The sequence below is a fragment of the Arthrobacter sp. NPDC058192 genome (assembly GCF_042883665.1).
Taxonomy (GTDB): domain Bacteria; phylum Actinomycetota; class Actinomycetes; order Actinomycetales; family Micrococcaceae; genus Arthrobacter.
The window spans coordinates 91,069-112,244 of record NZ_JBHVVJ010000016.1 but is presented as its reverse complement, the minus strand read 5'-3'; the positions used below and the strand labels follow the sequence as shown (position 1 = coordinate 112,244).

At 67.4% G+C, this 21,176-nt stretch carries 22 protein-coding genes and 1 tRNA gene; 15 read left to right on the top strand and 8 right to left on the bottom strand.

What is annotated here, in order from left to right:
- Positions 1–61: 61 nt before the first annotated feature.
- Positions 62–1,033, bottom strand: a complete 972-nt coding sequence (gene mshD, locus ACFVVK_RS16315; RefSeq protein WP_390269057.1) for a mycothiol synthase — start codon at positions 1,031–1,033, stop codon at positions 62–64.
- Positions 1,034–1,262: 229 nt separating this feature from the next.
- On the bottom strand, positions 1,263–1,961 hold the full coding sequence (locus tag ACFVVK_RS16310; RefSeq protein ID WP_390269054.1) for a winged-helix domain-containing protein: 699 nt from the start codon (positions 1,959–1,961) through the stop codon (positions 1,263–1,265).
- A gap of 243 nt (positions 1,962–2,204) precedes the next feature.
- Between ACFVVK_RS16310 and ACFVVK_RS16305 the strand changes: the two genes are divergently transcribed.
- From ACFVVK_RS16305 to ACFVVK_RS16275, 7 genes are all read left to right on the top strand, one after another.
- Positions 2,205–2,939, top strand: coding sequence for a permease (locus ACFVVK_RS16305; RefSeq protein ID WP_390269051.1), 735 nt, complete (start codon positions 2,205–2,207; stop codon positions 2,937–2,939).
- Between the two features lie 172 nt (positions 2,940–3,111).
- The gene (locus ACFVVK_RS16300) at positions 3,112–3,726 is read left to right on the top strand and encodes an FABP family protein (RefSeq protein ID WP_390269048.1); all 615 of its coding nucleotides are present in this window, start codon (positions 3,112–3,114) and stop codon (positions 3,724–3,726) included.
- A gap of 98 nt (positions 3,727–3,824) precedes the next feature.
- The gene (locus ACFVVK_RS16295) at positions 3,825–4,553 is read left to right on the top strand and encodes a flavodoxin family protein (RefSeq protein ID WP_390269137.1); all 729 of its coding nucleotides are present in this window, start codon (positions 3,825–3,827) and stop codon (positions 4,551–4,553) included.
- 90 nt (positions 4,554–4,643) lie between these two features.
- Positions 4,644–5,726 (top strand): YgfZ/GcvT domain-containing protein, encoded by a 1,083-nt coding sequence (locus ACFVVK_RS16290; protein ID WP_390269045.1) that lies wholly within the window; start codon positions 4,644–4,646, stop codon positions 5,724–5,726.
- On the top strand, positions 5,723–6,151 hold the full coding sequence (locus ACFVVK_RS16285; RefSeq protein WP_390269042.1) for an ankyrin repeat domain-containing protein: 429 nt from the start codon (positions 5,723–5,725) through the stop codon (positions 6,149–6,151). The genes ACFVVK_RS16290 and ACFVVK_RS16285 overlap by 4 nt, the downstream gene beginning before the upstream one ends.
- A gap of 111 nt (positions 6,152–6,262) precedes the next feature.
- Entirely contained in the window at positions 6,263–6,826 is a 564-nt protein-coding gene (locus ACFVVK_RS16280; protein ID WP_390269039.1) for a PadR family transcriptional regulator, read from the top strand.
- A gap of 92 nt (positions 6,827–6,918) precedes the next feature.
- On the top strand, positions 6,919–8,463 hold the full coding sequence (locus ACFVVK_RS16275) for a DHA2 family efflux MFS transporter permease subunit (protein ID WP_390269036.1): 1,545 nt from the start codon (positions 6,919–6,921) through the stop codon (positions 8,461–8,463).
- Positions 8,464–8,523: 60 nt separating this feature from the next.
- Here the strand turns inward: ACFVVK_RS16275 and ACFVVK_RS16270 are convergent, their stop codons facing one another.
- From ACFVVK_RS16270 to ACFVVK_RS16250, 5 genes are all read right to left on the bottom strand, one after another.
- Positions 8,524–9,234, bottom strand: coding sequence for a GNAT family N-acetyltransferase (locus ACFVVK_RS16270; protein ID WP_390269034.1), 711 nt, complete (start codon positions 9,232–9,234; stop codon positions 8,524–8,526).
- Positions 9,235–9,297: 63 nt separating this feature from the next.
- Complete coding sequence (locus ACFVVK_RS16265) at positions 9,298–10,323, bottom strand: 6-phosphofructokinase (protein ID WP_390269031.1); 1,026 nt, start codon at positions 10,321–10,323, stop codon at positions 9,298–9,300.
- Positions 10,324–10,543: 220 nt separating this feature from the next.
- On the bottom strand, positions 10,544–10,798 hold the full coding sequence (locus tag ACFVVK_RS16260) for a PspC domain-containing protein (protein WP_390269028.1): 255 nt from the start codon (positions 10,796–10,798) through the stop codon (positions 10,544–10,546).
- Between the two features lie 3 nt (positions 10,799–10,801).
- Positions 10,802–11,065 (bottom strand): hypothetical protein, encoded by a 264-nt coding sequence (locus ACFVVK_RS16255; RefSeq protein ID WP_390269025.1) that lies wholly within the window; start codon positions 11,063–11,065, stop codon positions 10,802–10,804.
- 1 nt (position 11,066) lies between these two features.
- Positions 11,067–12,746: a PspC domain-containing protein gene (locus ACFVVK_RS16250; protein ID WP_390269022.1), complete on the bottom strand. Its 1,680-nt coding sequence runs from the start codon at positions 12,744–12,746 to the stop codon at positions 11,067–11,069.
- Between the two features lie 124 nt (positions 12,747–12,870).
- Between ACFVVK_RS16250 and ACFVVK_RS16245 the strand changes: the two genes are divergently transcribed.
- The gene (locus tag ACFVVK_RS16245) at positions 12,871–14,295 is read left to right on the top strand and encodes a PspC domain-containing protein (protein ID WP_390269019.1); all 1,425 of its coding nucleotides are present in this window, start codon (positions 12,871–12,873) and stop codon (positions 14,293–14,295) included.
- 62 nt (positions 14,296–14,357) lie between these two features.
- The gene (locus ACFVVK_RS16240) at positions 14,358–14,990 is read left to right on the top strand and encodes a LuxR C-terminal-related transcriptional regulator (protein ID WP_390269134.1); all 633 of its coding nucleotides are present in this window, start codon (positions 14,358–14,360) and stop codon (positions 14,988–14,990) included.
- A 385-nt stretch (positions 14,991–15,375) separates the two neighbouring features.
- Here ACFVVK_RS16240 and ACFVVK_RS16235 read toward each other — a convergent pair whose 3' ends face one another.
- Entirely contained in the window at positions 15,376–16,593 is a 1,218-nt protein-coding gene (locus tag ACFVVK_RS16235) for a pyridoxal phosphate-dependent aminotransferase (RefSeq protein WP_390269016.1), read from the bottom strand.
- A 277-nt stretch (positions 16,594–16,870) separates the two neighbouring features.
- Between ACFVVK_RS16235 and ACFVVK_RS16230 the strand changes: the two genes are divergently transcribed.
- The 6 genes from ACFVVK_RS16230 to ACFVVK_RS16205 all read left to right on the top strand — a co-directional run bounded on the left by ACFVVK_RS16230 (position 16,871) and on the right by ACFVVK_RS16205 (position 21,095).
- A tRNA-Trp gene (locus tag ACFVVK_RS16230) sits at positions 16,871–16,943 on the top strand.
- 79 nt (positions 16,944–17,022) lie between these two features.
- The gene (gene secE, locus ACFVVK_RS16225; protein WP_390269013.1) at positions 17,023–17,307 is read left to right on the top strand and encodes a preprotein translocase subunit SecE; all 285 of its coding nucleotides are present in this window, start codon (positions 17,023–17,025) and stop codon (positions 17,305–17,307) included.
- Between the two features lie 113 nt (positions 17,308–17,420).
- Positions 17,421–18,260, top strand: coding sequence for a transcription termination/antitermination protein NusG (nusG, locus tag ACFVVK_RS16220; protein WP_390269010.1), 840 nt, complete (start codon positions 17,421–17,423; stop codon positions 18,258–18,260).
- A gap of 129 nt (positions 18,261–18,389) precedes the next feature.
- The gene (rplK, locus tag ACFVVK_RS16215) at positions 18,390–18,818 is read left to right on the top strand and encodes a 50S ribosomal protein L11 (protein ID WP_043483056.1); all 429 of its coding nucleotides are present in this window, start codon (positions 18,390–18,392) and stop codon (positions 18,816–18,818) included.
- Between the two features lie 235 nt (positions 18,819–19,053).
- The gene (rplA, locus tag ACFVVK_RS16210) at positions 19,054–19,761 is read left to right on the top strand and encodes a 50S ribosomal protein L1 (RefSeq protein ID WP_390269007.1); all 708 of its coding nucleotides are present in this window, start codon (positions 19,054–19,056) and stop codon (positions 19,759–19,761) included.
- A gap of 227 nt (positions 19,762–19,988) precedes the next feature.
- Complete coding sequence (locus ACFVVK_RS16205) at positions 19,989–21,095, top strand: GNAT family N-acetyltransferase (protein ID WP_390269004.1); 1,107 nt, start codon at positions 19,989–19,991, stop codon at positions 21,093–21,095.
- Positions 21,096–21,176 lie beyond the last annotated feature (81 nt).

The following is a 21,176-nucleotide window of genomic DNA, read 5'->3' as shown; positions in this document are numbered from 1 at the left end:
CGTACGGGCCCGGGGGTCCCGGGCTGGGCGACGCCCGTCCGCGGGCCGGAACGGGCTCGGGTCAGCCGCGGGGGAGCGGGGCGTACATGACATCGACGTCCCAGCGGGTGAAGCCGAGGCGGCGGTAGAGCGAGAGGGCCGGGACGTTGTCGGCGTCGACGTACAGCATCACCGCACGGAGCCCGAGGCCCTGCAGATGCCTGATGCCGGCGACGGTGAGGGCCTTGCCGAGCCCGGAGCCCTGGGCCTCCGGGGTCACACCCACCACATAGACCTCGCCCATCATCGGGTGGTCGCCGCGCCGGGGGTGCACCTTGGTCCAATGGAAGCCGAGAATCCGGTCCTCGGCGTCCACGGCCAGCAGGAAGCCTGCCGGATCAAACCACGGCTCGGCCATCCGGGCGTCCAGGTCTGCGCGGGTCATGTTGCCCTGTTCCGGGTGGTGGGCGAAGGCGGCCTTGTTGGCGGCGAGCCAGGCGTCCTCGTCCCGGCCCGGCACGAAGGCTCGAATTTGTACGTCCACAGGGAGTTCGACCTCCGGCAGTGCTGCCGACGCCGTCATGAGCCGCATTTTCCACAGTTCGCGCACCGCGCCGTAGCCGTAGCGTGCCGCGAGGTCCGCCGCGGCCTCGTGGTTGCCGTGGGACCAGGCGTTCAGGCCGGTGAAGCCGCGGATGCCTTTCAGTTCCCCCACCAGGCGGTCGCCCACGCCCTGGTTGCGGTAGCTGGGGTGGACGGCGATCTCCAGGATTCCGGTTCCGTCGGGTTCGCCAATGACGACGGCGACGCCGGCCAGGTCCTGTGCCGTCGCAGGATCCGAGTCCTCGTCCGGGGCGTACAAGGCCAGTGCCAAGACCGAATGATCGCCGGAATCGGCGGCGCGTAGCGTGACGAGGGTCTGTTCGGACAACGGCGGATTGCCGTCGGACTCTTCAGCCGCGACGACCAAGGCAGTGATGTCCCGCAGCAGTCCGCCCTCCACGGTTCCCTTGAGGGCAAGTACGGGCCAGTTTTCCGGGTGCGCAGGACTCATGGCCCAAGGCTATCAGCGGCCGATTTGGTTCAACTCCGGCCGCCGCGTATAGTCGTTATCTCATCCGGCGTTACACCGGATGCGAGGGGGATCCACCACTGGGGTGGCCTCGATACGTTCGACCCGTATGTCCTCCACTGAAGAACGAAGGCCCCCTACTCTGAATTCAGAGTAAGGGGCCTTCGGCGTTCAGGTGTTGGCGTTTCAGAGCGCGGCCGTGCCGGCCCGCTCAGGCTTCGCTGAGTTCGTCCTCGGGCTGCCGGACCAGGGTCAGGCGGTAGCCGACGTTGCGGACGGTGCTGATCAGGTTCTCGTGGTCGGCGCCCAGCTTGGCCCGGAGCCGCCGGACGTGGACATCGACCGTGCGGGTGCCGCCGTAGTAGTCGTAGCCCCAGACCTCGGTCAGCAGCTGCTGGCGGGTGAAAACCCGGCCCGGGTGCTGGGCCAGGTATTTCAGAAGTTCGAATTCCTTGAAGGTCAGGTTGAGCGCCGCGCCGTTGACCCGCGCCGTGTAGCTGGCCTCGTCAATCACGACGCCGGCGGCGCGGATTTCGCTCGGAGCTTCGTCCTGGTCGGGAACGGCGCGCGCAACGCCGAGGCGGATCCGGGCTTCGACCTCTGCCGGGCCCGCGGATTCCAGGAGGATATCGTCCACGGACCACGCCGAGGAGACTGCCGCCATGCCGCCCTCGGTAAGGATGAGCATCAACGGGGCGCTGAGGCCGGTGGCTTTGAGCAGCTGGGTAAGGGAACGTGCGCCGACCAGGTCCTTGCGGGCGTCCAGCAGCACAATGTCGCAAGGGTCGGTCTCGAGCAAGGCAGTGGGCTCGGCCGGCAGGATGTGCACCCGGTGGTTCAGCAGCTCAAGAGCAGGCAGGACGTCCACGGATGTTCCGGTGCTGTTAGTCAAAAGCAGGATGTGCGACATTGTTCCTCCAAGGGGTGTCCGCGCATCGTTGGGCGTCGGTGGTGCTGACCTTGAGTATACCTAAAGGCCCCTTTCCGGCCATGGTCCCGTCACGTTCGCCCAGTCCCTTTGCGACACATACGGTTCACATAAGGCAGGATTGAATCGTCAGGGCCGCGGCCCGTCGAAATTTAGCCGAGTCGAATTGGGGTCCGCAGTGAGCGAAGGTATGACCATGGCGGGTCTGCCGGCGGTGAGGCAACAATGAAGCCGTGGAGCGTCGGGATTGTCGGCCTGGCCGGTCTCGCAGCCATTGTCGCCGGCGCCTACTCCTCGCCCGAGGTCCTTTTGGCCGTCGCTGCCCTCACCGCCGCCGGCATCGGCATAGGCTGGCCCCATTTCCTTGGCATCCCTGCCAAGAAGACTCTCGCAGCACTGATCGGCCTGCCGGGCGTGGGCTCCGCGGTGGCCGCAACCTATCTTCCGGCTCCCGCCTTCCTGGACTGGACGCCGTCGTTCTTGGCGGTCGGCGTCATGGCGATCTTCGTCATGCAGCTCATCCGGGGCACCGGCCAGGCCCAGCGCCTCGAATCCACGCTGGGCTCGTGCGCGGGCGTCCTCCTGTCCTGCCTGGGCGCTGGGTGGATTGCGAGTTCGCGCTTCAACGGGGTCCGCGAAATGCTCCTCGTGGCAGCCGTCAGCGCTGCGATCGCCCTGATGGCAGGACTGATCCGGTGGCCTGACCGGATCGTCGCGCCGCTGGGCATCGTCAGTGCCGCGCTCGCCGGGCCGCTGGCGGGCCTGGTGTTCTCCGATATTGCCGTGTTGCCCGCCGCCCTCGCTGGCGCCGTCGTGGGCGCGGTGCTGGTGAGCTTCCGCCGTCTCGTGATCCTCAGCGGTGAAGGCCTGACCGTTTTGGCGGCCGTGGGCATGGGGCTGGGCCCAGTGTCGGCGGTCGGGTCCCTGGCCTACTTCATAGACAAATTACTCATCTACTAGGCGTTAGGATGGCATCATGTCCGTACTTGCATATGAGATCTTCTTCCTTGTCCTGCTCGGCGTGGCCGGCCTGTCCATGGCGTGGTTTGCCGGCTTTGTCGTCTACCGCCTCTTCAGAGGCCAGAAGTAACCGGTACTTTCCAAGACCCCGTAGTTTCCAGAGGTAGTTGCTGTGCCGATTGAAATTCCTACTGATCTGACCCCCGAAATCGTCCCGCTGTCCTGGCTCATTGGTGAGTGGGAGGGCCGCGGCCGGCTGGGAGCCGGGGATGAGGATTCGGAGCACTTCCTGCAGCACGTGTCGTTTACGCACAACGGCCTGCCGTACCTGCAGTACCGTGCCGAGAGCTGGCTGACCGACGACGAGGGCACCAGGCTGCGTCCGCTGACGGTCGAGACCGGCTTCTGGGCGCTGGAGCGCAAGCAGCGTGAGGAAGACGGCGGGCCCGGCCTGATTCCGGCGGACATCGTCCCGGTGCTCAAGAGCGCCGACGAGGTCGAGGCCCTGCGCAACAGCGACGGCGGTTTCGACATCTCGGTCTCCATCGCCCATCCCGGCGGTATCTCCGAGCTCTACTACGGCCAGATCAAGGGACCCCAGATCCAGCTCAGCACCGACATGGTGATGCGCGGCAGCCACTCCAAGGAGTACACGGCGGCCACCCGGATCTTCGGTCTTGTGGAAGGAAACCTGTTGTGGCGCTGGGATGTGGCCACGGGCAAAGCCTCGACGTCCGGCGGCGGTTTGGAAGCCCACGCCTCGGCGATCCTCGCCAAGGTACGCTAAGCGCACGGTCTCACTGATTTTTCCGTTGTCCGCACCGACCAGGGAGAAAAGCCGTGAACGACCCAGCCTTTGGCAATGACACCGCCAACGAGACAGGCATTGACACCGCCAGCGACACAGGTAAGTCCGGCTACGCCGACCTTAAAGCCGTGTATTTCAACGGCACCCTCAAGAGGTCCCCGGAGTCGTCCAACACCCAGGGCCTGATCGACGTGAGCCGCCGGATCATGGAAAAGCAGGGCGTCACCACCCGCGTGATCCGTACCGTGGACCACGACGTCGCCAGCGGGGTCTACCCCGATATGCGCGACCATGGCTGGGCCACCGACGAATGGCCGGAACTCTACCCGGCCGTTAAGGAAGCGGACATCGTCGTCGTCGCCGGGCCCATCTGGCTCGGGGACAACTCCTCGCAGACCAAGAAGCTCATCGAACGGCTCTACGCCCACTCCGGGCAGCTGAACGCCAAAGGCCAGTGGGCGTTCTATCCAAAAGTGGGCGGCTGCCTCATCACGGGCAACGAGGACGGCATCAAGCACTGCTCGATGAATGTCCTGTACAGCCTCCAGCACATCGGCTTCACGATCCCGCCCCAGGCTGACGCGGGGTGGATCGGTCCCGTGGGGCCGGGGCCAAGCTACCTGGACGAGGGGTCCGGCGGCCCGGAGAGCGATTTCACCAACCGCAACACCACCTTCATGACCTGGAACATGCTGCACCTGGCACGGATGCTCAAGAATGCCGGCGGCATTCCCGCTTACGGGAATCTCCCCGAGGCCTGGAAATCAGGCACCCGCTTCGACTTTGAAAACCCCGAATACCGCTAGGACGGGCTGGCAATTCGAACGGGCAGGGCAGGGCCGGCTCGTCGAACCGCGGACCGGAATACGCACAGAGTTAAGGACGTTCCTTTCAATATGACTATCAAAAGCCCGCTGTTGTCGCGCCCGGCTGCCGTTGAGGGCGCCGGTGCCGACGCCGGCGTCGCCGCCCACTACGGCGAGCCGCTGCGGGAGCAGCGCGCCCTCGCCGCCGGCGCCGCCGTCGTCGATCTCTCCAGTCGCGGCGTCGTGACGGTCAGCGGGCCCGACCGGCTCAGCTGGCTCAACACCCTCTCGTCCCAGCAGCTCACCGGCCTGGCCCCCGGCCAGTCCACCGAACTGCTGCTGCTGAGCGTCCAGGGCCGGATTGAATTCGATGCCCGCGTGGTGGACGACGGCGAGACCACCTGGCTGATCGTCGAGGCGGCCGAGGCCGCGCCCCTCGCCGAATGGCTGACCAGGATGAAGTTCATGCTCCGGGTCGAGGTCGCCGACGTTTCCGCCGACTGGGCCGTGCTGGGATCCACCCGCCGGATTCCGGAGTGGACGCAGCTGCTGGTCTGGGAGGACCCGTGGCCGCACGTGGGTGCGGGCGGCTACTCCTACGCAGTGGTGGGCGAGGACGCCCATCCCGGACTGGAACGGCCCTGGTTCGAGTACCTCGTGCCCGCGGCCGAGCTGGCCGCCACGGTGGGGGAGCGGGCCCTCGCCGGCACCATGGCGGCGGAGGCGCTGCGGGTCGCCGCCTGGCGGCCCCGGTGGGGCGCGGAAACCGACGACAAGACCATCCCGCACGAGCTCGACCTCTTGCGCACCGCCGTGCACCTGGCCAAGGGCTGCTACAAGGGCCAAGAGACGATCGCCCGCGTCCATAACCTGGGGCATCCGCCGCGGCGGCTCGTCTTCCTCCAGCTCGACGGGTCGCAGCACACCCTGCCGGCCGTCGGCAGTGAAGTCCGCGTCGGTGACCGCAAAGTGGGCACTGTGACCTCGGTGGCGCAGCACTACGAGATGGGCCCGGTGGCACTGGCCGTCATTAAGCGCTCGGCCGCCCCGGACGAGGACCTGACCGTCGTCGACGGCGACGAGATCTACGCCGCCGCCCAGGAACCCATTGTGGCGCCCGACGCCGGGCAAGTCGTGGGCCGCCAGACCGGTTTCCTGCGGGGCCCCCGATGAGCGCCGGGTCCCCGCTGAGCGGGTCAGTACCCGACAACTCGGGAGCCGCGCCGGATGAGGACACGCTGGCGCTGGCCCATGCGCTCCTGGATGCGGCCCGCGAAGGCAACTCGGCACTGCTGGGCAGCTATCTGGCCGCCGGAGCGCCCGCCACGCTGACCACTTCCTCCGGCGACTCGCTCCTCATGCTGGCGGCCTACCACGGTCACGCCGGCACGGTCCGGCTCATTCTGGCCCATGGCGGGGACGCCAACACCCCCAATGATCGTGGCCAGACGCCGCTGGCCGGGGCCGTCTTCAAGGGCTACACGGACGTGGTCCGCGAGCTTCTGGACGCCGGGGCAGACCCCGACGCCGGCGCCCCCTCCGCTCGGGCCGCCGCGCAGATGTTCGCCCGGACGGACATCCTGGCCCTGCTCGGCTGACGGGCCCCGGGCCGGGGCCGACTGGTTCGGGGTGCGGTTGCCGCCAATTATTCCGCGTGGAATAATCGGTGCGGAGTAATCACCCCACCGCACCCGAGGAGGACACGGCCGATGGCCCGGGCAACCCCATTGACACCGCTGGGCGTCGCCGCCCTCTCCCTGCTCGTGGAAGAGCCGATGCATCCCTACGAGATGTACCAGCTCCTGGTTTCCCGGCACGAGGACCGGCTGGTCAAGGTCCGGCCCGGAACGCTGTATCACGCCGTCGGCCGGCTCGAAGACCAGGGCCTCGTCGCGGTCACAGGAACGGACCGGGGAGGCAACCGCCCGGAGCGCACCACGTACGAGATCTCAGCGGCCGGCCGTGAAGCGTTCACGAAGTGGCTGCAGGAAATGCTTGCCGCCCCAGTCAACGAGTACCCGTCCTTTCCGCTGGCGATCTCGGAGGCCTACAACCTGCCGGCGGCCGTCGTCGTCGAACTCCTGGACCGGCGGCTCCAGGCGTTGCAGGAGCAGCTCGAGCGCCTGGCCTCGGGCGACGAACTGCTCCGAAAAAAGGGCGTGGAACGGAAGTACTGGATCGATGTCCGGTACCAGCAGAGCATGCTGCAGGCGGAAATCGCCTGGATCCGCGGTTTGCAGGACCAGCTCCGCTCCGGCGACCTGCCGTGGTGACACCTTGCCCGGCCCCGGCCTTAACCCGGCCGCCCACAACTTCGACCACGCAACAACATTGACGTCCCAGCACCCAGACCCTAAGGAACCCCATGGAAAACGTAGCCCGGCCATGGCCGGCACTCTGGTCCCTGGTGATCGGCTTCTTCATGATCCTGATCGACACCACCATCGTCTCAGTGGCCAATCCGAGCATCATGGAAGGCCTCAACACTGACATCAACTCGGTCATCTGGGTCACCAGCGCCTACCTGCTCGCCTACGCCGTGCCGCTGCTGATCACCGGCCGGCTGGGTGACCGCTTCGGACCAAAGAAGCTCTACCTGTCCGGACTCGTCGTCTTCACCCTGGCCTCGCTGTGGTGCGGCCTCTCGGGGGACGTGCAGACCCTCATCGCGGCACGCGTGGTCCAGGGGCTTGGGGCGGCCATGATGACACCGCAGACCATGGCTGTCATCACCCGGATCTTCGCGCCGGACCGCCGCGGAGCGGCCATGGGCATCTGGGGCGCCACGGCCGGCGTCGCGACGCTGGTGGGCCCGATCCTTGGTGGCGTCCTGGTGGACGGCCTCGGCTGGGAATGGATCTTCTTCATTAACATTCCCGTCGGCATTGTCGGCTTCATCCTTGCCCTGCGCTACGTCCCGACGCTCAGCACCCACCCGCACAGGTTCGATATCCCCGGCGTGCTGCTCAGCGCCCTCGGGCTCTTCCTCGTGGTCTTCGGCATCCAGGAGGGCGAGACGTATGACTGGGGCACCATCGCCGGACCTATCACGGTCTGGGGCCTGATCATCAGCGGCATCGCCGTGCTGGTGGTCTTCGTCCTGTGGCAGCGGTTCAACAAGGGTGAGCCGCTGCTGCCCCTGTCCCTTTTCAAGGACCGGAACTTCTCGCTCGCCAACATCGCGATCACCACCGTGGGCTTCACCGTCACGGCGTTCGGCCTGCCGCTGATCTTCTACTACCAGATCGTCCGCGGCCTGACCCCCACCCAGTCGGCGCTCATGATGGTGCCGATGGCGCTGATCTCGGGCGGCCTCGCCCCCGTCGTCGGCCGGATCATCGACAAGGTCAACCCGAAATTCATCACCGCGACAGGCCTGGTCCTCATGTCCGTGGCGCTGTTCTGGAACTCACTGCTCATGCACCCGGACACCCCCATCTGGCTGTTCCTGCTTCCGAGCGCGGTGCTGGGCTTCGCCAATGCGGGCATCTGGGCGCCGCTGAGCTCCACCGCGACCCGCAACCTGCCGCCCCGGCAAGCGGGGGCCGGCTCGGGCGTCTACAACACGACGCGCCAGATCGGCGCCGTGCTCGGCAGCGCCGCCATCGCCGTCCTCATCCAGGCGCGGCTGGCTGCCGAGCTTCCCGCCCGTCCGGGAGCGGGCGGGGAGGCCAGCCCGCTGGGCTTCGGCGGCGCGTTGCCCGAGGCGCTGCATGAGGGATTCTCGACGGCGATGGGCCAGTCCATCCTGCTGCCGGCGGCGGTCATCCTGCTCGGCGCGGCGGTGGCTCTCTTCTTCGCCAAGCCCAAGCCGGTCCAGGGCTGGGGCGCGCCGGAAGGCGCGGCTGCCGGCGCAACTGCGGACGCAAAGCAGGCTGAGGCAAAGCAAGCCGGTGCAGAGCGCCGCTGACCCGGCCTGCTAGCCCGGCCGGGCCGCCGGCGCGGCCGCCAACTCCGGCCGGCGTCCGGATCAGCCCAGCAGCACGCTGGTCTGGATGCCGCCGGCGGAGAAGCCCAGGCTCCGGGCCAGCGCGAGCGAGCCCTTGTTGCTGACCTCGGAGCGCCACTGCAGCGTCAGCCCGGCAGCAAGTGCCTCGTGGGCGGCTATTGAGGCGGCCAGTTTCCCCAGGCCGCGGCGCCGCCAGTCCGGTGCCACCAGCACCCCCAGGTGGGCCAGGAGCCCTTCCCACTCGGTGTAGGCGCCGCAGGCCACGGGCGTCCGGTGCCCATCGTCCAGGTGCATGACCGTGAAGCGGTGTTCGAGGTCCGCGAGACCCACCTCATTGATGTCATCGGGCGGGCAGAAAGTCTCCAGTTCGATCGCCTCCGGGTTGCCCTGCGAGACGGTCAGCTCTTCGGAAGGCTGCTGCAGGGGGAGGTCGTCGGCGAAGAACAGCGCGGCAGCCCCCAGCCCGTGGCCGCCGTGGCCGCGGGTGATGGTCAGCAGCGTCACGTGCTGGGCGAGCTCCTCATCGGCGTAGCCGGCAGCGGCATCGAGCGCCCACTGCGGGCCCACGAGGGCGGAGTTGCCGAACAGGCGGATGAAGTGCACGGCCCGGGCGGACTCATCGGCCCGGGTGAGGCGTTCCCCCGCGGCGGCCGCGAAGGCGCCGTCGTCGAACCCCAGGCGGCGCGCCCAGGCGAGCTGGACGATTTCGGCGGAACCGGGCTCAAGAGTCATGCATCAACCCTACCCACCGCCGCCCGGGGCTCCGGCCGCAGGCGGGGCGCACCCACCGGCAGGTCAGCCGAAGAGGACAGCGGCCTCTTCGTAGCGGCTCTCCGGCACTGACTTGAGGTTGCCGAGCGCGGCGTCGAAACCGACGTGCACAATATCCGTGCCGTGCAGCGAAACCATCGTTCCCCAGCGGTTGTCCACCACCGAATCGATCGCTGCCATGCCCAGGCGGGTGGCCAGGACGCGGTCGAACGCCGTCGGGACGCCGCCGCGCTGGATGTGGCCAAGGACCGTGGCCCGGGTCTCGATCCCGGTGCGGGCCTCGAGCTCGGGCGCCAGCATCTCGGCGATGCCGCCGAGGCGCGGCCGGCCGAACGTGTCCAGGCCCCGCTCCGAGTGCGGGGATTCCTGGCCTTCGGGCACGAATCCTTCGGCGACCACAACCAGCGGGGCGCGGCCGCGGTCGCGGGCCGAGACGACCCACTCGGCGATCTGGTCCATGGAGGCCTTCTGCTCCGGGATCAGGATGGCGTGGGCGCCGGAGGCCATGCCGGCGTGCAGGGCAATCCAGCCCACGTGCCGGCCCATGACCTCGGCGATCATGCAGCGGTGGTGGGACTCTCCGGTGGTCCGCAGCCGGTCGATCGCCTCGGTGGCGATTTCCACGGCGGTGTCGAAGCCGAAGGTGTAGTCAGTGGCGTCGAGATCGTTGTCGACAGTCTTGGGCACGCCGACGATCTTGAGGCCGGCGTCGGTGAGGCGCTTCGCGGCGGCCAGGGTGCCCTCGCCGCCGATGGCGATCATGGCGTCAATCCCGAGCCGGTCCATGTTTTCTTTGATGACCTCGGGGCCGCCGTTGTTCTCAAACGGGTTGGTGCGGGACGTGCCGAGGATGGTGCCGCCCTGCTTGGCGATGCCGCGGACCATGGTGCGGGGAATCTCGACGATGTCGCCCTCCACAACGCCGCGCCAGCCATCCCGGAATCCTACGAACTGCTGGCCGTGGACGGCGATGCCTTTGAGAACGGCGCCGCGGATGACGGCGTTCAGTCCGGGGCAGTCTCCGCCGCTGGTGAGGATTCCAATTTTCATGTTTTGGCTCAAATCCTGGTTTGAAGGTTTTTACAGGCAGAGCGCCACGCTGAGCTCACGTAGAGTCTAGTGGCGGGTGTGGGGAAGGACACAAACGGTTACAGAAAGGTGCCCCCGCCGGGAGGGCAGGGGCAGCTTCCTTGTGGTGTTTTTGTCCCGCTTTTGACGCTGTTTTCTGTGCTGTCTTGTGCCTGTATTTTGCGCTGTGGCGCCGTGCCGGCTACGGCCTGGCGGAACGCCGCGCGAGGAGGGTCTGGAGGGCGATCTGGTTGCGCTGGTCCGGGAGGAGGAGCCACGCCACGACGTAGAGGACGAAGGCCGGACCGGGCAGCAGGCTCAGCAGCAGGTAGGCAATCCGGACATAGGCCACATCAACGTTGAGTTTGTCGGCAATTCCGCCGCACACGCCGCCCACCCAGCGCTGCGGACCACGTTTCAGGCCCAGGCCCCGGACGGTGTTGAAGAATTTTTCCATGGTTCAAGACTTCCCTGAAGTTGATTTGTTGTCACGCCTGTGCGCCGAGACCAGGCCGCCTACGATCAGGGCGGCCCCCGCTCCGATCATCAGACCGATCAGCACGTAGGTGCCGTTGAGGGCCACGATGCCGAGTTGGGAAATGATGATCAGCGCGGCCAGCGCCACCACGATCAGTCCCCAGACCACGGTGCCCACCCGGGCGGGGGAACCCACCAGTTCCGGCTCTTGCCCGGCGGCCAGTCGGGAGTCGTCATAGCTGCTCATGTCAGTTGCCTTCCTTGATGGTCACGTTGCTGACCGTGCCGGAGATCGGCAGGACCAGCCGGGCGCCCGGCTTCGAGGTGTTGTAGTCGCTTTGCTGCTTGGTGATGCCGCCGCGGTCCTGGTTGCCGTCGTGGAGGTTGCCCATGGTCATGTCCGCCTGGATCTGTACGGGCACAGTGGCGGGGATGATGACGGTGAGGTTGCTGGCCGTCGCGTCAATCGGAACGACGACGTCGGAGCCCAGCGGCGGATTCAGCGCCAGCTTGGTCAGGTCCACCGTCCCGGTACCGCCGGTGATCTCGAAGCCGCTGCGGGCCTGCTCAATGCTGGCCGGCGTCCAGTCCGCGTTCTGGAGACGGAACCGGTCACCGTGCGGGACCACGCTGAAGACGGCGCTGACCAGCAGGGCCAGGACGGCGAAGAAGCCCAGGATCCCCGAGGTCCGGCCCCGCAGTCCGGAAAACAGGATGCCGAGTCCCAGGATGGCCGCGCCGGCGGCCCAGACCAGGGCGTTGCCGGAGTCACCAAGATCGATGACGTTGGCAGCGTCCAGGGCCTTGATGCCGCCGCCAACGAGGAGGGCGGAACCGACGGTGACGGCAACGGCCGGAGTGCCCGGGCCGGGGTTGCGCGGCGCTGCCGGCGGGGGAGGAGTGGCGCCCGCCCCGTAGTCGCCAGAACCATTGTTGCCGCCACCGTAGCTGCCAGTGCCGTAGGTGCCAGAACCATAGCCGCCAGGGCCGAAGCCGCCGGGACTGTCGTCACCGGGACCGTAGCCGCGGGGACCGTCGACGGGTGCAGTTGCACCGGACGGTGAGCCCCAAGCCGGGCCCGCGTCCGAGGGGGAGCGCTGCGCGGTGGACTCCTGGCCGCCGGCGCGGGCGGTGCCCGCATACGGCGCGGTGCCGGCCGGGCTGCTGAATTCGTAACGCGGTGAGATGGGTGCGGCTCCGTTCCGGGCCTTGCTGCGTTGGGTCAGGTAATAGACCAGGGCAATTGCGCCGCCCACCCAGAAAACGGTCCAGATGAAGGCGCCCAGGCCGAAGCGGTCCCAGCCCCAGACGCCGGTGCCGAGGCCCGGGAAGCCAATGATCGTGGTGATGAGGGCGCCGGTCATGCCGGCAGTCCACCGGCCCCTGGCAGCCTCCTGGACGTGGATCCGGCCGTCGGGTTCGGGCAGCAGGGCCCAGGCGAGGCCGTAGGCGAGGACGCCGATGCCGGCGAAGATCGTCAGGACAATCAGGACACCGCGGATGATCAGGGGGTCGACGCCGAGCCGGTGGGCTATGCCGCTGGCTACGCCGCCAACCCACCGGTCACGGCCACGGTAGATCCCTTGGCCGCGGACCCAGTCGAAGAAGTTCTGCGGCTGGGCTGCCTGGCGCGCCTGTTCGTGCGGCCCTGGGATGCCTGGCGTTGGTTCGTTCTGGTGGGGCGTCCGGCCATAGTCCGGCGGGGCGTAGGGCCCGTTCGGGTCGCCGGCCTGGTAGAGCAGGGGCGGCTCCGGCGGCGCTTCACCGTCAGCCGGGGCGCCGGCGGGCTGAGTTGCTTCGGGAGAGCCTGCGCTCGGCCGGGACGGGCCGGGTAGGCCCGTATCGGGAAGGTCCGGATCTGTTGGATCCGTGCGTGGCCGGTCTGCGGAGGTCCGGTCGTCATCGGGGTGCGGGGTGTGCGGGTTCATATTTCGATCCTTCCCGTTCCCGGCGTGCGGCTCTACTGGGGGATACCCTGAACGGTCCCTGAGTGACCCCCGGTTCAGCCGCAAAACGCGTCCGGGGAACCCCGATCCGTGCTTGGATTGATGCATGACAACCGCGCCTGCCCGCCCGCCGCTGGTCCGCAGCAGCGACCGCGTCATCGCCGGCGTTTGTGCAGGCCTTGCCAACCACCTGGGCTGGCCCGTGCACATGGTCAGAATCGGCATGGCGGTGGCCGCGCTCGCCGGCGGAGCCGGGGTGGCCTTCTATGCCTGGCTCTGGATCATGGTTCCCACCGCGGACGAAAACGCCAGGCGCAACGCCCGCCGTCCGGCGTCGCCCATCGCTCCGGCAGTCAGCGACCCCGCCGGGCCCGCAAAACCGGGCACGCCTGGCACCCGAAGGACCGGACCGCACGGGCCCGGACCGCAAGAGACGGGACGGCAGGAGGCGGGACCGGAGGGGACCGGCCCCCAAGGGGCAGCGCCACGGGGGTCTTGGTGGTCCAAGGCTCCGGGCCTGCCCTTCGGCAAAGAGATCCTGCTGGGCGCGGGCCTGCTGCTGGCCGCCGGCATCCTGATTGCCCGGCTCCTCGGCGTTGACGTGCCGCTGGGCACCCTGATCCCCGTAGCCGCCATCCTGGGCGGCGCCGCAATCGCCTGGATGCAGCTGGACGAGACGCGCCGCGCCGGGCTCGTCGACAAAACCAAGGCCGACCAGGCCGGCGGCTGGGCGCGACTCGCGGCCGGGCTCGCGCTGGTGGTGGCAGGCGTGCTGGTGATGGTGTCCGGCTCGGGATCCTGGGAACAGACCTGGCTGGCCCTGTTGGCCTCGGTGGCCGTACTCGGCGGCGTGGCCCTGGTGCTGCTGCCCTGGGGGCTGAAGTTCTGGCGGGACCTGGAAACCGAGCGCGCGGGACGTGTCCGTGCCACCGAGCGTGCCGAGATCGCCGCGCACCTGCACGACTCCGTGCTCCAGACCCTCGCCCTGATTCAGCGCCGGGCCGGCAATGAGCACGACGTCATCCGGCTGGCCCGGGCCCAGGAGCGCGAACTGCGGGCCTGGCTGTACCGGGATGCCGACAAGGAATCCGGCAAGCTGTCCGAAGGCCTCAAGGCCGCGGCGGCGGAAGTCGAAGATGCCCTGGGGCAGGCGGTGGAAGTGGTCAGCGTGGGCGACTGCGTCATGACCCAGCGCCATGAGGCCCTTGTCCAGGCAGCCCGCGAAGCCATGCTGAACGCCGCCCGCCATGGCGGCGGCACCGTCTCCGTCTACCTGGAAGTCGCCGACGACGCCGCGGAAATTTTCGTCAAGGACCGGGGCCCGGGCTTCGACCCGGATTCGGTTCCTTCTGACCGGCTTGGCGTGCGGGAGTCGATCATCGGGCGGATGAACCGCCACGGCGGCGCGGCCGCGATCATCAGCAGCCGGGACGGCACAGAGGTGAGGCTCAGGCTGCCCCTCACCACCGCCGCAGCTGCCGGAACTGCGGCGGCTGCCGCCAACCAGACCAACGGAGAGGCCACACCGTGACCAGCCCAGCCCCGGAAACCCGTGCCGGAACGCCCGCAGCCGGGAACCCTGCCCCGACCCGGGTGGTGATCGTGGACGACCATGCCATCTTCCGCTCCGGGCTGAAGGCGGACCTTGATCCGGACATCGTCGTCGCCGGCGAGGCCGGCACCGTGGAAGAGGCCGTGGCCGTCATCGCAGCCCAGCTACCCGACGTCGTGCTCCTGGACGTCCACCTTCCCGGCGGCCGCGGCGGTGGCGGCAGGGAGGTGTTGGCGGGTTCGGCGCCGCTGCTGGGCGCGACACGGTTCCTGGCCCTGAGCGTCTCCGACGCGGCGGAAGATGTGGTGTCCGTGATCAGGGCGGGTGCCCGCGGCTATGTCACCAAGACGATTTCCGGGGAGGAGATCAGTGCCGCCGTCCGGCGGGTCGCAGGCGGCGACGCCGTCTTTTCGCCCCGGCTGGCCGGCTTTGTCCTGGACGCCTTTGGCACCGCCCCCGCCGACATCGCGGACGACGAGCTGGACAAGCTCTCGGCGCGGGAGCTTGAAGTGATGCGCCTGATTGCCCGCGGCTACAGCTACAAGGAAGTGGCCAGGGAACTGTTCATCTCGATCAAGACAGTGGAAACCCACGTTTCAGCGGTGCTGCGCAAGCTCCAGCTCTCCAGCCGCCATGAGCTCACCAGGTGGGCCGCCGAACGCCGCCTCCTCTAGCGATGCTCCCGCACGTCCGGCGCCTTTACACCGGACGCTCCCGCACGTCCGGCGCCTTAACGCCGGTCGCTCCCGCACGTTTGGGGTCTTAACGCCGGACGCTCCCGCACGTTTGGCGTCTAAACGCCGGACGCTCCCGCACGTTTGGCGTCTAAACGCCGGACGCTCCCACAGGTCCGGCTCGCTAACGACCGACGCTCCCGCACGTCCGGCGCCTTCACGCGGGACGCTCCCGCACATCCAGGTGCGGGAGGGTCGGGCTGGAACACGCCAGAGGTGCGGGAGGGTCGGGTTGGAACAGGCCACAGGTGCGGGAGGGCCGGGTTGGAACACGCCACAGGTGCGGGAGCGTCCGTGATTTTCCTGCGAAAAGTGAGGGAGGGTCCTATTTGGCCTTGCCCAGGAAGTCCTGCAGGCGGTTGACGCCGGTGGCCAGGTCTTCGTCTCCCAGTGCGTAGGACAGGCGCAGGTAGCCGGACGGGCCGAAGGCCTCGCCCGGAACCACCGCCACCTCAACCTCGTCGAGGATCAGCGTCGCAAGTTCGGCCGAGGTGGCCGGGCGGACCGGACCGTTCGCGGACGGGAACTCCTTGCCCAGCAGCGCGCGGACGTCGGCGTACACGTAGAAGGCGCCCTTCGGCGTCGGGCATTCAACGCCCTCAATGGCGTTCAGGCCCGCCACGATCGCCTTGCGGCGGCGGTCAAAGGCCACCTTCATCTCATCGACGGCGGTCAACGGCCCGGACACCGCGGCGAGGGCGGCGATCTGGGGAATGTTGGACACGTTCGACGTCGCGTGGGACTGCAGGTTGGTGGCGGCCTTGATGACATCCGCCGGCCCGATCATCCAGCCCACCCGCCAGCCGGTCATGGCATAGGTTTTAGCCACACCGTTGAGGATGACCACCTTGTCGCCGAGCTCGGGCACGGCAGTGGCGATCGACGTGAACGGCACGCCGTCGTAGGTCAGGTGTTCGTAGATCTCGTCCGTGACAACCCACAGGCCCTTGGACGCCGCCCACTGGCCGATCTCCTTGACCTGCTCCGGCGAGTACACGGCCCCCGTGGGGTTGGAGGGGGAGACGAAGAGGAGGATCTTGGTGCGGTCGGTGACGGCGGCTTCCAGCTGGTCCACCGAGACGAGGTATTCCTGTTCCGGGCCCGCGAAGACCTCCACGGGCACGCCGCCGGCCAGCCGGATGGCCTCCGGGTAGGTGGTCCAGAACGGGGTGGGAACAATGACCTCGTCGCCCGGATCCAGGAGGGTGGCGAACGTGTTGTAAACGGCCTGCTTGCCGCCGTTGGTCACCAGCACCTGGGCGGCCTCGGCCTTGTACCCGGAGTCGCGGAACGTCTTGTCCGCGATGGCCTGCTTCAGCTCCGGCAGGCCGCCGGCGGGGGAGTAGCGGTGGTACTTCGGCTGGCTCGCGGCCTCGATGGCGGCCTGCACGATGTAGCCCGGGGTCGGGAAGTCGGGCTCTCCGGCGCCAAAGCCAATGACCGGCCGGCCGGCTGCCTTCAGCGCCTTCGCCTTCGCGTCGACGGCCAGAGTGGCGGATTCGGCAATAGCGGAAATGCGCTGGGAGATGCGGGCAGCAGACATGGGCGGGTCCGTTCTTCGCTTGCAGCTGGAAGGCTGGATGTGGGATTCGACGAGATCTACTCTATGCTGTTCACCGGATCCCCCGCGGAGCCAAAACGGAAATGTGACTGACGGTTGTTGGTTGTTTTTGTGAGGCGTGCAGGGGTCCGGATGAGGGCCGGTTCGACGTAGGCGCAGTTGTTGCGTAGACTGGTTCTCCGGTGTTGAAAACACGATGATGGCCTGCGCCTCAGGGAAGCCTGCGGAACGTATCGGCCGGAGCGGATTTTCGCCCCGAAGGGTAGTGGCGCAATTGGTAGCGCAGCGGTCTCCAAAACCGCAGGTTGCAGGTTCGAGTCCTGTCTGCCCTGCGCATGCTGTTCCGGATCAACCGGAACAAGCGCAGCAACCATGGTTCAGTTCCGAGCCGGGTATCCGATCATTGCGAGGATGAGTGAGGACCAGGTGACCGAAACAGCTGCCAGCAGCTCCAAAGGCCGCCCCGCCAAGAATGCCGCCAAGCCCGGCTTCTTCGCTCGCATCGCGATCTTCATCCGCCAGGTCATTGGCGAGCTGAAGAAGGTCGTCGCACCGACCCGCAAAGAACTGATCAACTACACGCTCGTGGTGCTGGTGTTCGTGACCATCATGATGGTGATCGTCACCCTGCTGGACCTGGCCTTCGGGACCGCGGTCGGCTGGGTCTTCGGCGGCGGCGGCGCCACGAACAGCTAAGGCGACCGGTCCGCAGACCGCGTGGAGGCCCCGGGAAACCGGAAAGTCCGCGGGGTGTGCGGAATTGAGCCATTTAAATAGGCATGTTAGGCAATGAGGAAGCAGGAGACCAAGTGTCTGAGCAGGAGCTCGAGGTAACTGAGACTGAGCTGGATAAAAGCCAGGACGCCACGGCGGAAGCCGTGGAAGAGTCCGAGGCCGTGTCTGCTGCGCCCGAATCCGACGTCACTGACGAGGCCGTAGCCGCGGACGAAGACGCAGAGACTGCAGAAGCCGACGACGTCAACGCTGAAGAAGGCGCTGACGCTGAAGAGGACACCGACGTGCTGGCAGCGGCGGCCGCCAAGGCCGACGTCGACCCCGCCGAGGAATTCAAAGGCAAGCTGCGCCGCCAGGAGGGTGACTGGTACGTCATCCACTCCTACGCCGGCTACGAGAACCGCGTCAAGGCCAACCTTGAGACCCGCATCCAGACCCTGGACATGGAAGACTACATCTTCGAAATCCAGGTTCCGATGGAGGAAGTCGTTGAGATCAAGAACGCTCAGCGCAAGGTCATTAACCGCGTCCGCATCCCCGGTTACGTCCTGGTCCGGATGGACCTGACGGACGCTTCCTGGGGCGCCGTCCGCCACACCCCCGGCGTCACCGGCTTCGTGGGCAACGCCCACAACCCGGTCCCGCTGCGCCTCGATGAGGTCTTCTCCATGCTCGCCCCGGTCTTCGAGGAAGAGCAGGCCGAGAAGGGCAAGCCGGTCAAGCACGCGGCCGCCCAGGTGGATGTCGACTTCGAGGTTGGCGAATCCGTCATCGTCAAGGAAGGCCCGTTCGAGACCCTCCCCGCCACGATCTCCGAGATCAAGATCGATTCCCAGACCCTCGTGGTGCTGGTTTCCATCTTCGAGCGCGAGACGCCGGTCACCCTGGCGTTCAACCAGGTCAGCAAGATCTAGCTGACCCCCTAGAATTCGCCCCGGGCTGCCCGCTTAGCAGCCGCGGAGCGGCCGGCCGCCTTGCCATGGCGGCCACCAACCTGAGGCACGCTCCTGTGCCCCAGGACGTATTTGAGAGAAGGACCTACATTGGCTCCCAAGAAGAAGGTCACCGGCCTCATCAAGCTGCAGATCCAGGCAGGTGCCGCTAACCCGGCCCCGCCGATCGGTCCTGCGCTTGGCCAGCACGGTGTCAACATCATGGAATTCTGCAAGGCGTACAACGCTGCAACGGAAGCCCAGCGCGGCAACGTCATCCCCGTGGAAATCACGGTCTACGAAGACCGTTCGTTCACGTTCATCACTAAGACCCCGCCGGCTGCAGAGCTCATCAAGAAGGCTGCAGGCGTCGCCAAGGGTTCGGCTACCCCGCACACCGTCAAGGTTGCCAAGCTGACCCAGGCCCAGGTCAACGAGATCGCCTCCACCAAGATGGAAGACCTCAACGCCACGAGCCTCGAAGGCGCAGCGAAGATCATTGCCGGCACCGCCCGCTCCATGGGTATCACCGTCGAATAGTCGAGGAATGAACGGACGGTGAGGGCTGAGGAACGAAGCACTCGCCGGAAGTGAGTCCCGCAGACTTTCGACAAGTCAGATGCCGTCGAAGGCTAATAGCCTTCCCCGCCGGGCAACCGGCACCACCTAAACATTGAAAAGCGGGAACCCGGAACGGAAAACCGGCCGGAATCCCGCCTGTGGCAGGGCCCAGCGCGGTCCGCAGACCACAACTGCACAAGGAGAAATAAGCAGCATGGCAAAGCGCAGCAAAGCATATGAGGCAGCCGCCGCCAAGATCGACGCGGAGAAGTTCTACGCGCCGTTCGAGGCAGTGACGCTCGCCAAGGACACCAACCCGTCCAAGTTCGATGCCACCGTTGAGGTAGCTTTCCGCCTGGGCGTTGACCCGCGTAAGGCCGACCAGATGGTCCGCGGCACCGTCAACCTGCCCCACGGCACCGGCAAGGTCGCCCGCGTCCTCGTTTTCGCAACGGGCGACAAGGCTGAGGCAGCAATCGCAGCCGGCGCCGACTTCGTTGGTTCCGATGACCTGATCGAAAAGATCGCCGGCGGATGGACCGACTTCGACGCCGCCGTTGCCACCCCCGACCTCATGGGCAAGGTTGGCCGCCTGGGTAAGGTTCTGGGCCCGCGTAACCTGATGCCGAACCCGAAGACCGGCACCGTGACCGCTGACGTCGCCAAGGCCGTCAACGACATCAAGGGCGGCAAGATCGACTTCCGCGTCGACAAGCACTCGAACCTGCACTTCATCATCGGCAAGGTGTCCTTCGACGCCATCAAGCTGGCCGAGAACTACGCCGCAGCACTGGAAGAGGTCCTGCGCCTCAAGCCGTCCGCTGCCAAGGGCCGCTACATCCAGAAGGCCACCGTGGCCACCACGTTCGGCCCCGGCATCTCGGTTGACCCCAACGTCACCAAGGTCCTGACCGAGGCTTAAGCCTCAAGGATCGACGGCGTCTGCCGTACCAAGCGAAAGGCCGTCCCGCTACCGCGGGGCGGCCTTTCGCCGTTTCCGGCGCGGTCGCCCGCCGTCGTGCTTCCCGACGCCGGCGCGGTCACCCGCCGTCATGCTTCCGCTGCGGGCCCGACCGGCGGGCCGGCCGGCCGCCGCCAGCCAGCCACGGGGGCTTGGGTGTGTCCTGGCGTGCCAGTTAAGCTGTGCCGGTGACTAAGCCGCCTTACTTCATCGAGGAACTAACTCTGCCCGCTTCGGCGGAGGGCCCCGACGCAGCGGAGTTCCGCGAATTCTCGGAACTCTGCGATGAGCTCGAGCTGCAGACCTGGGGGAACCTGGACCGTGCAGCCTCAGCGGCAGCCCGGCTCCAGTTCTGGCGGGACACCCCTTACAGCCGCGTGAGGCTCTTTTTCGTCCGAGTCGACGGGCGGATGGCGGCCCGTTCGTGGGTCCGCTGCGAATTGCAGGACAACCTTGGCAGCGCGCTGCTGTATGTGAACGTCCTCGATTCCTTCGCCGGGCGGGGGATCGGGCGGGCGCTGCTACAGCACGCCGAGGCCCTGGCTGCCGCCCACGGCCGCACGATTCTGCAGACCTTCACGGAGCACCCGGCCGATTTCGACGTCGACGGCCCGAACCTCATCAAACCCGCGACCGGGACCGGCGCGCTTCCCGCCGGTGCCCGCAGCGTAAGGTTCGCCGGGCAGGCCGGATACCGACTGGAGCAGGTGGAGCGGTTCAGCTCGCTTGAGATTCCGTGCGCCGCGGACCTCGACGCCCTGGAGCGGGACGCCCGGGCCCGCGCGGGGGACTACGAACTCCTGCACTGGACCGATGCCTGTCCCGATGAACACGCCGCCCAGCTCGCCGTGCTGATGTCCCGCATGAGCACGGACGCCCCCACCGGCGCGCTGAGCTACGAGCCGGAAACCTGGGACGTCGCGCGGGTGCGCCACGTCGAGGACACATGGCGGCGGGCGGGCCAGTCCTCCCTAGTGGCGGCGGCCCGGCGCCGGTCCACAGGCGAGCTGGCCGCCTACACTGTCCTCCATGTTGCGGCCGACAAACCCTGGCTGGCGGACCAGGACGACACCCTTGTCGCGGCCGGCCACCGGGGCCGCCGGCTGGGCATGTTGATCAAGATCCTCAACCTGCGCCGACTGCAGGACGGCCACCCCGCCGTGCGGCGCGTCATCACCTTCAATGCCGCCGAAAACGACCATATGCTCGGCATCAACATCGCGCTGGGGTTCAAACCCGCCGGCTACGACGGCGAATGGCAACGGAGCACCAATGACGGGAAACCAATGGAATAGGGGACTAAACCAGCATATGCTGGCGGTTGAAGGCCCGGTTTGTGCCGGGCCGAACCGGTGGTGGGCGGCAGAACGGCTGGG

What these genes read in the sequence shown, in the direction of transcription:
- secE (WP_390269013.1), top strand. Translation starts at nt 17,023, where the DNA reads ATGAGTGAGGACCAGGTGACCGAAACAGCTGCCAGCAGCTCCAAAGGC.
- mshD (WP_390269057.1), bottom strand. Translation starts at nt 1,033, where the DNA reads ATGAGTCCTGCGCACCCGGAAAACTGGCCCGTACTTGCCCTCAAGGGA.
- rplA (WP_390269007.1), top strand. Translation starts at nt 19,054, where the DNA reads ATGGCAAAGCGCAGCAAAGCATATGAGGCAGCCGCCGCCAAGATCGAC.
- ACFVVK_RS16260 (WP_390269028.1), bottom strand. Translation starts at nt 10,798, where the DNA reads ATGGAAAAATTCTTCAACACCGTCCGGGGCCTGGGCCTGAAACGTGGT.
- ACFVVK_RS16245 (WP_390269019.1), top strand. Translation starts at nt 12,871, where the DNA reads ATGACAACCGCGCCTGCCCGCCCGCCGCTGGTCCGCAGCAGCGACCGC.
- ACFVVK_RS16290 (WP_390269045.1), top strand. Translation starts at nt 4,644, where the DNA reads ATGACTATCAAAAGCCCGCTGTTGTCGCGCCCGGCTGCCGTTGAGGGC.
- ACFVVK_RS16255 (WP_390269025.1), bottom strand. Translation starts at nt 11,065, where the DNA reads ATGAGCAGCTATGACGACTCCCGACTGGCCGCCGGGCAAGAGCCGGAA.
- ACFVVK_RS16275 (WP_390269036.1), top strand. Translation starts at nt 6,919, where the DNA reads ATGGAAAACGTAGCCCGGCCATGGCCGGCACTCTGGTCCCTGGTGATC.
- ACFVVK_RS16265 (WP_390269031.1), bottom strand. Translation starts at nt 10,323, where the DNA reads ATGAAAATTGGAATCCTCACCAGCGGCGGAGACTGCCCCGGACTGAAC.
- ACFVVK_RS16235 (WP_390269016.1), bottom strand. Translation starts at nt 16,593, where the DNA reads ATGTCTGCTGCCCGCATCTCCCAGCGCATTTCCGCTATTGCCGAATCC.
- ACFVVK_RS16270 (WP_390269034.1), bottom strand. Translation starts at nt 9,234, where the DNA reads ATGACTCTTGAGCCCGGTTCCGCCGAAATCGTCCAGCTCGCCTGGGCG.
- ACFVVK_RS16280 (WP_390269039.1), top strand. Translation starts at nt 6,263, where the DNA reads ATGGCCCGGGCAACCCCATTGACACCGCTGGGCGTCGCCGCCCTCTCC.
- ACFVVK_RS16285 (WP_390269042.1), top strand. Translation starts at nt 5,723, where the DNA reads ATGAGCGCCGGGTCCCCGCTGAGCGGGTCAGTACCCGACAACTCGGGA.
- ACFVVK_RS16310 (WP_390269054.1), bottom strand. Translation starts at nt 1,961, where the DNA reads ATGTCGCACATCCTGCTTTTGACTAACAGCACCGGAACATCCGTGGAC.
- ACFVVK_RS16250 (WP_390269022.1), bottom strand. Translation starts at nt 12,746, where the DNA reads ATGAACCCGCACACCCCGCACCCCGATGACGACCGGACCTCCGCAGAC.
- ACFVVK_RS16305 (WP_390269051.1), top strand. Translation starts at nt 2,205, where the DNA reads ATGAAGCCGTGGAGCGTCGGGATTGTCGGCCTGGCCGGTCTCGCAGCC.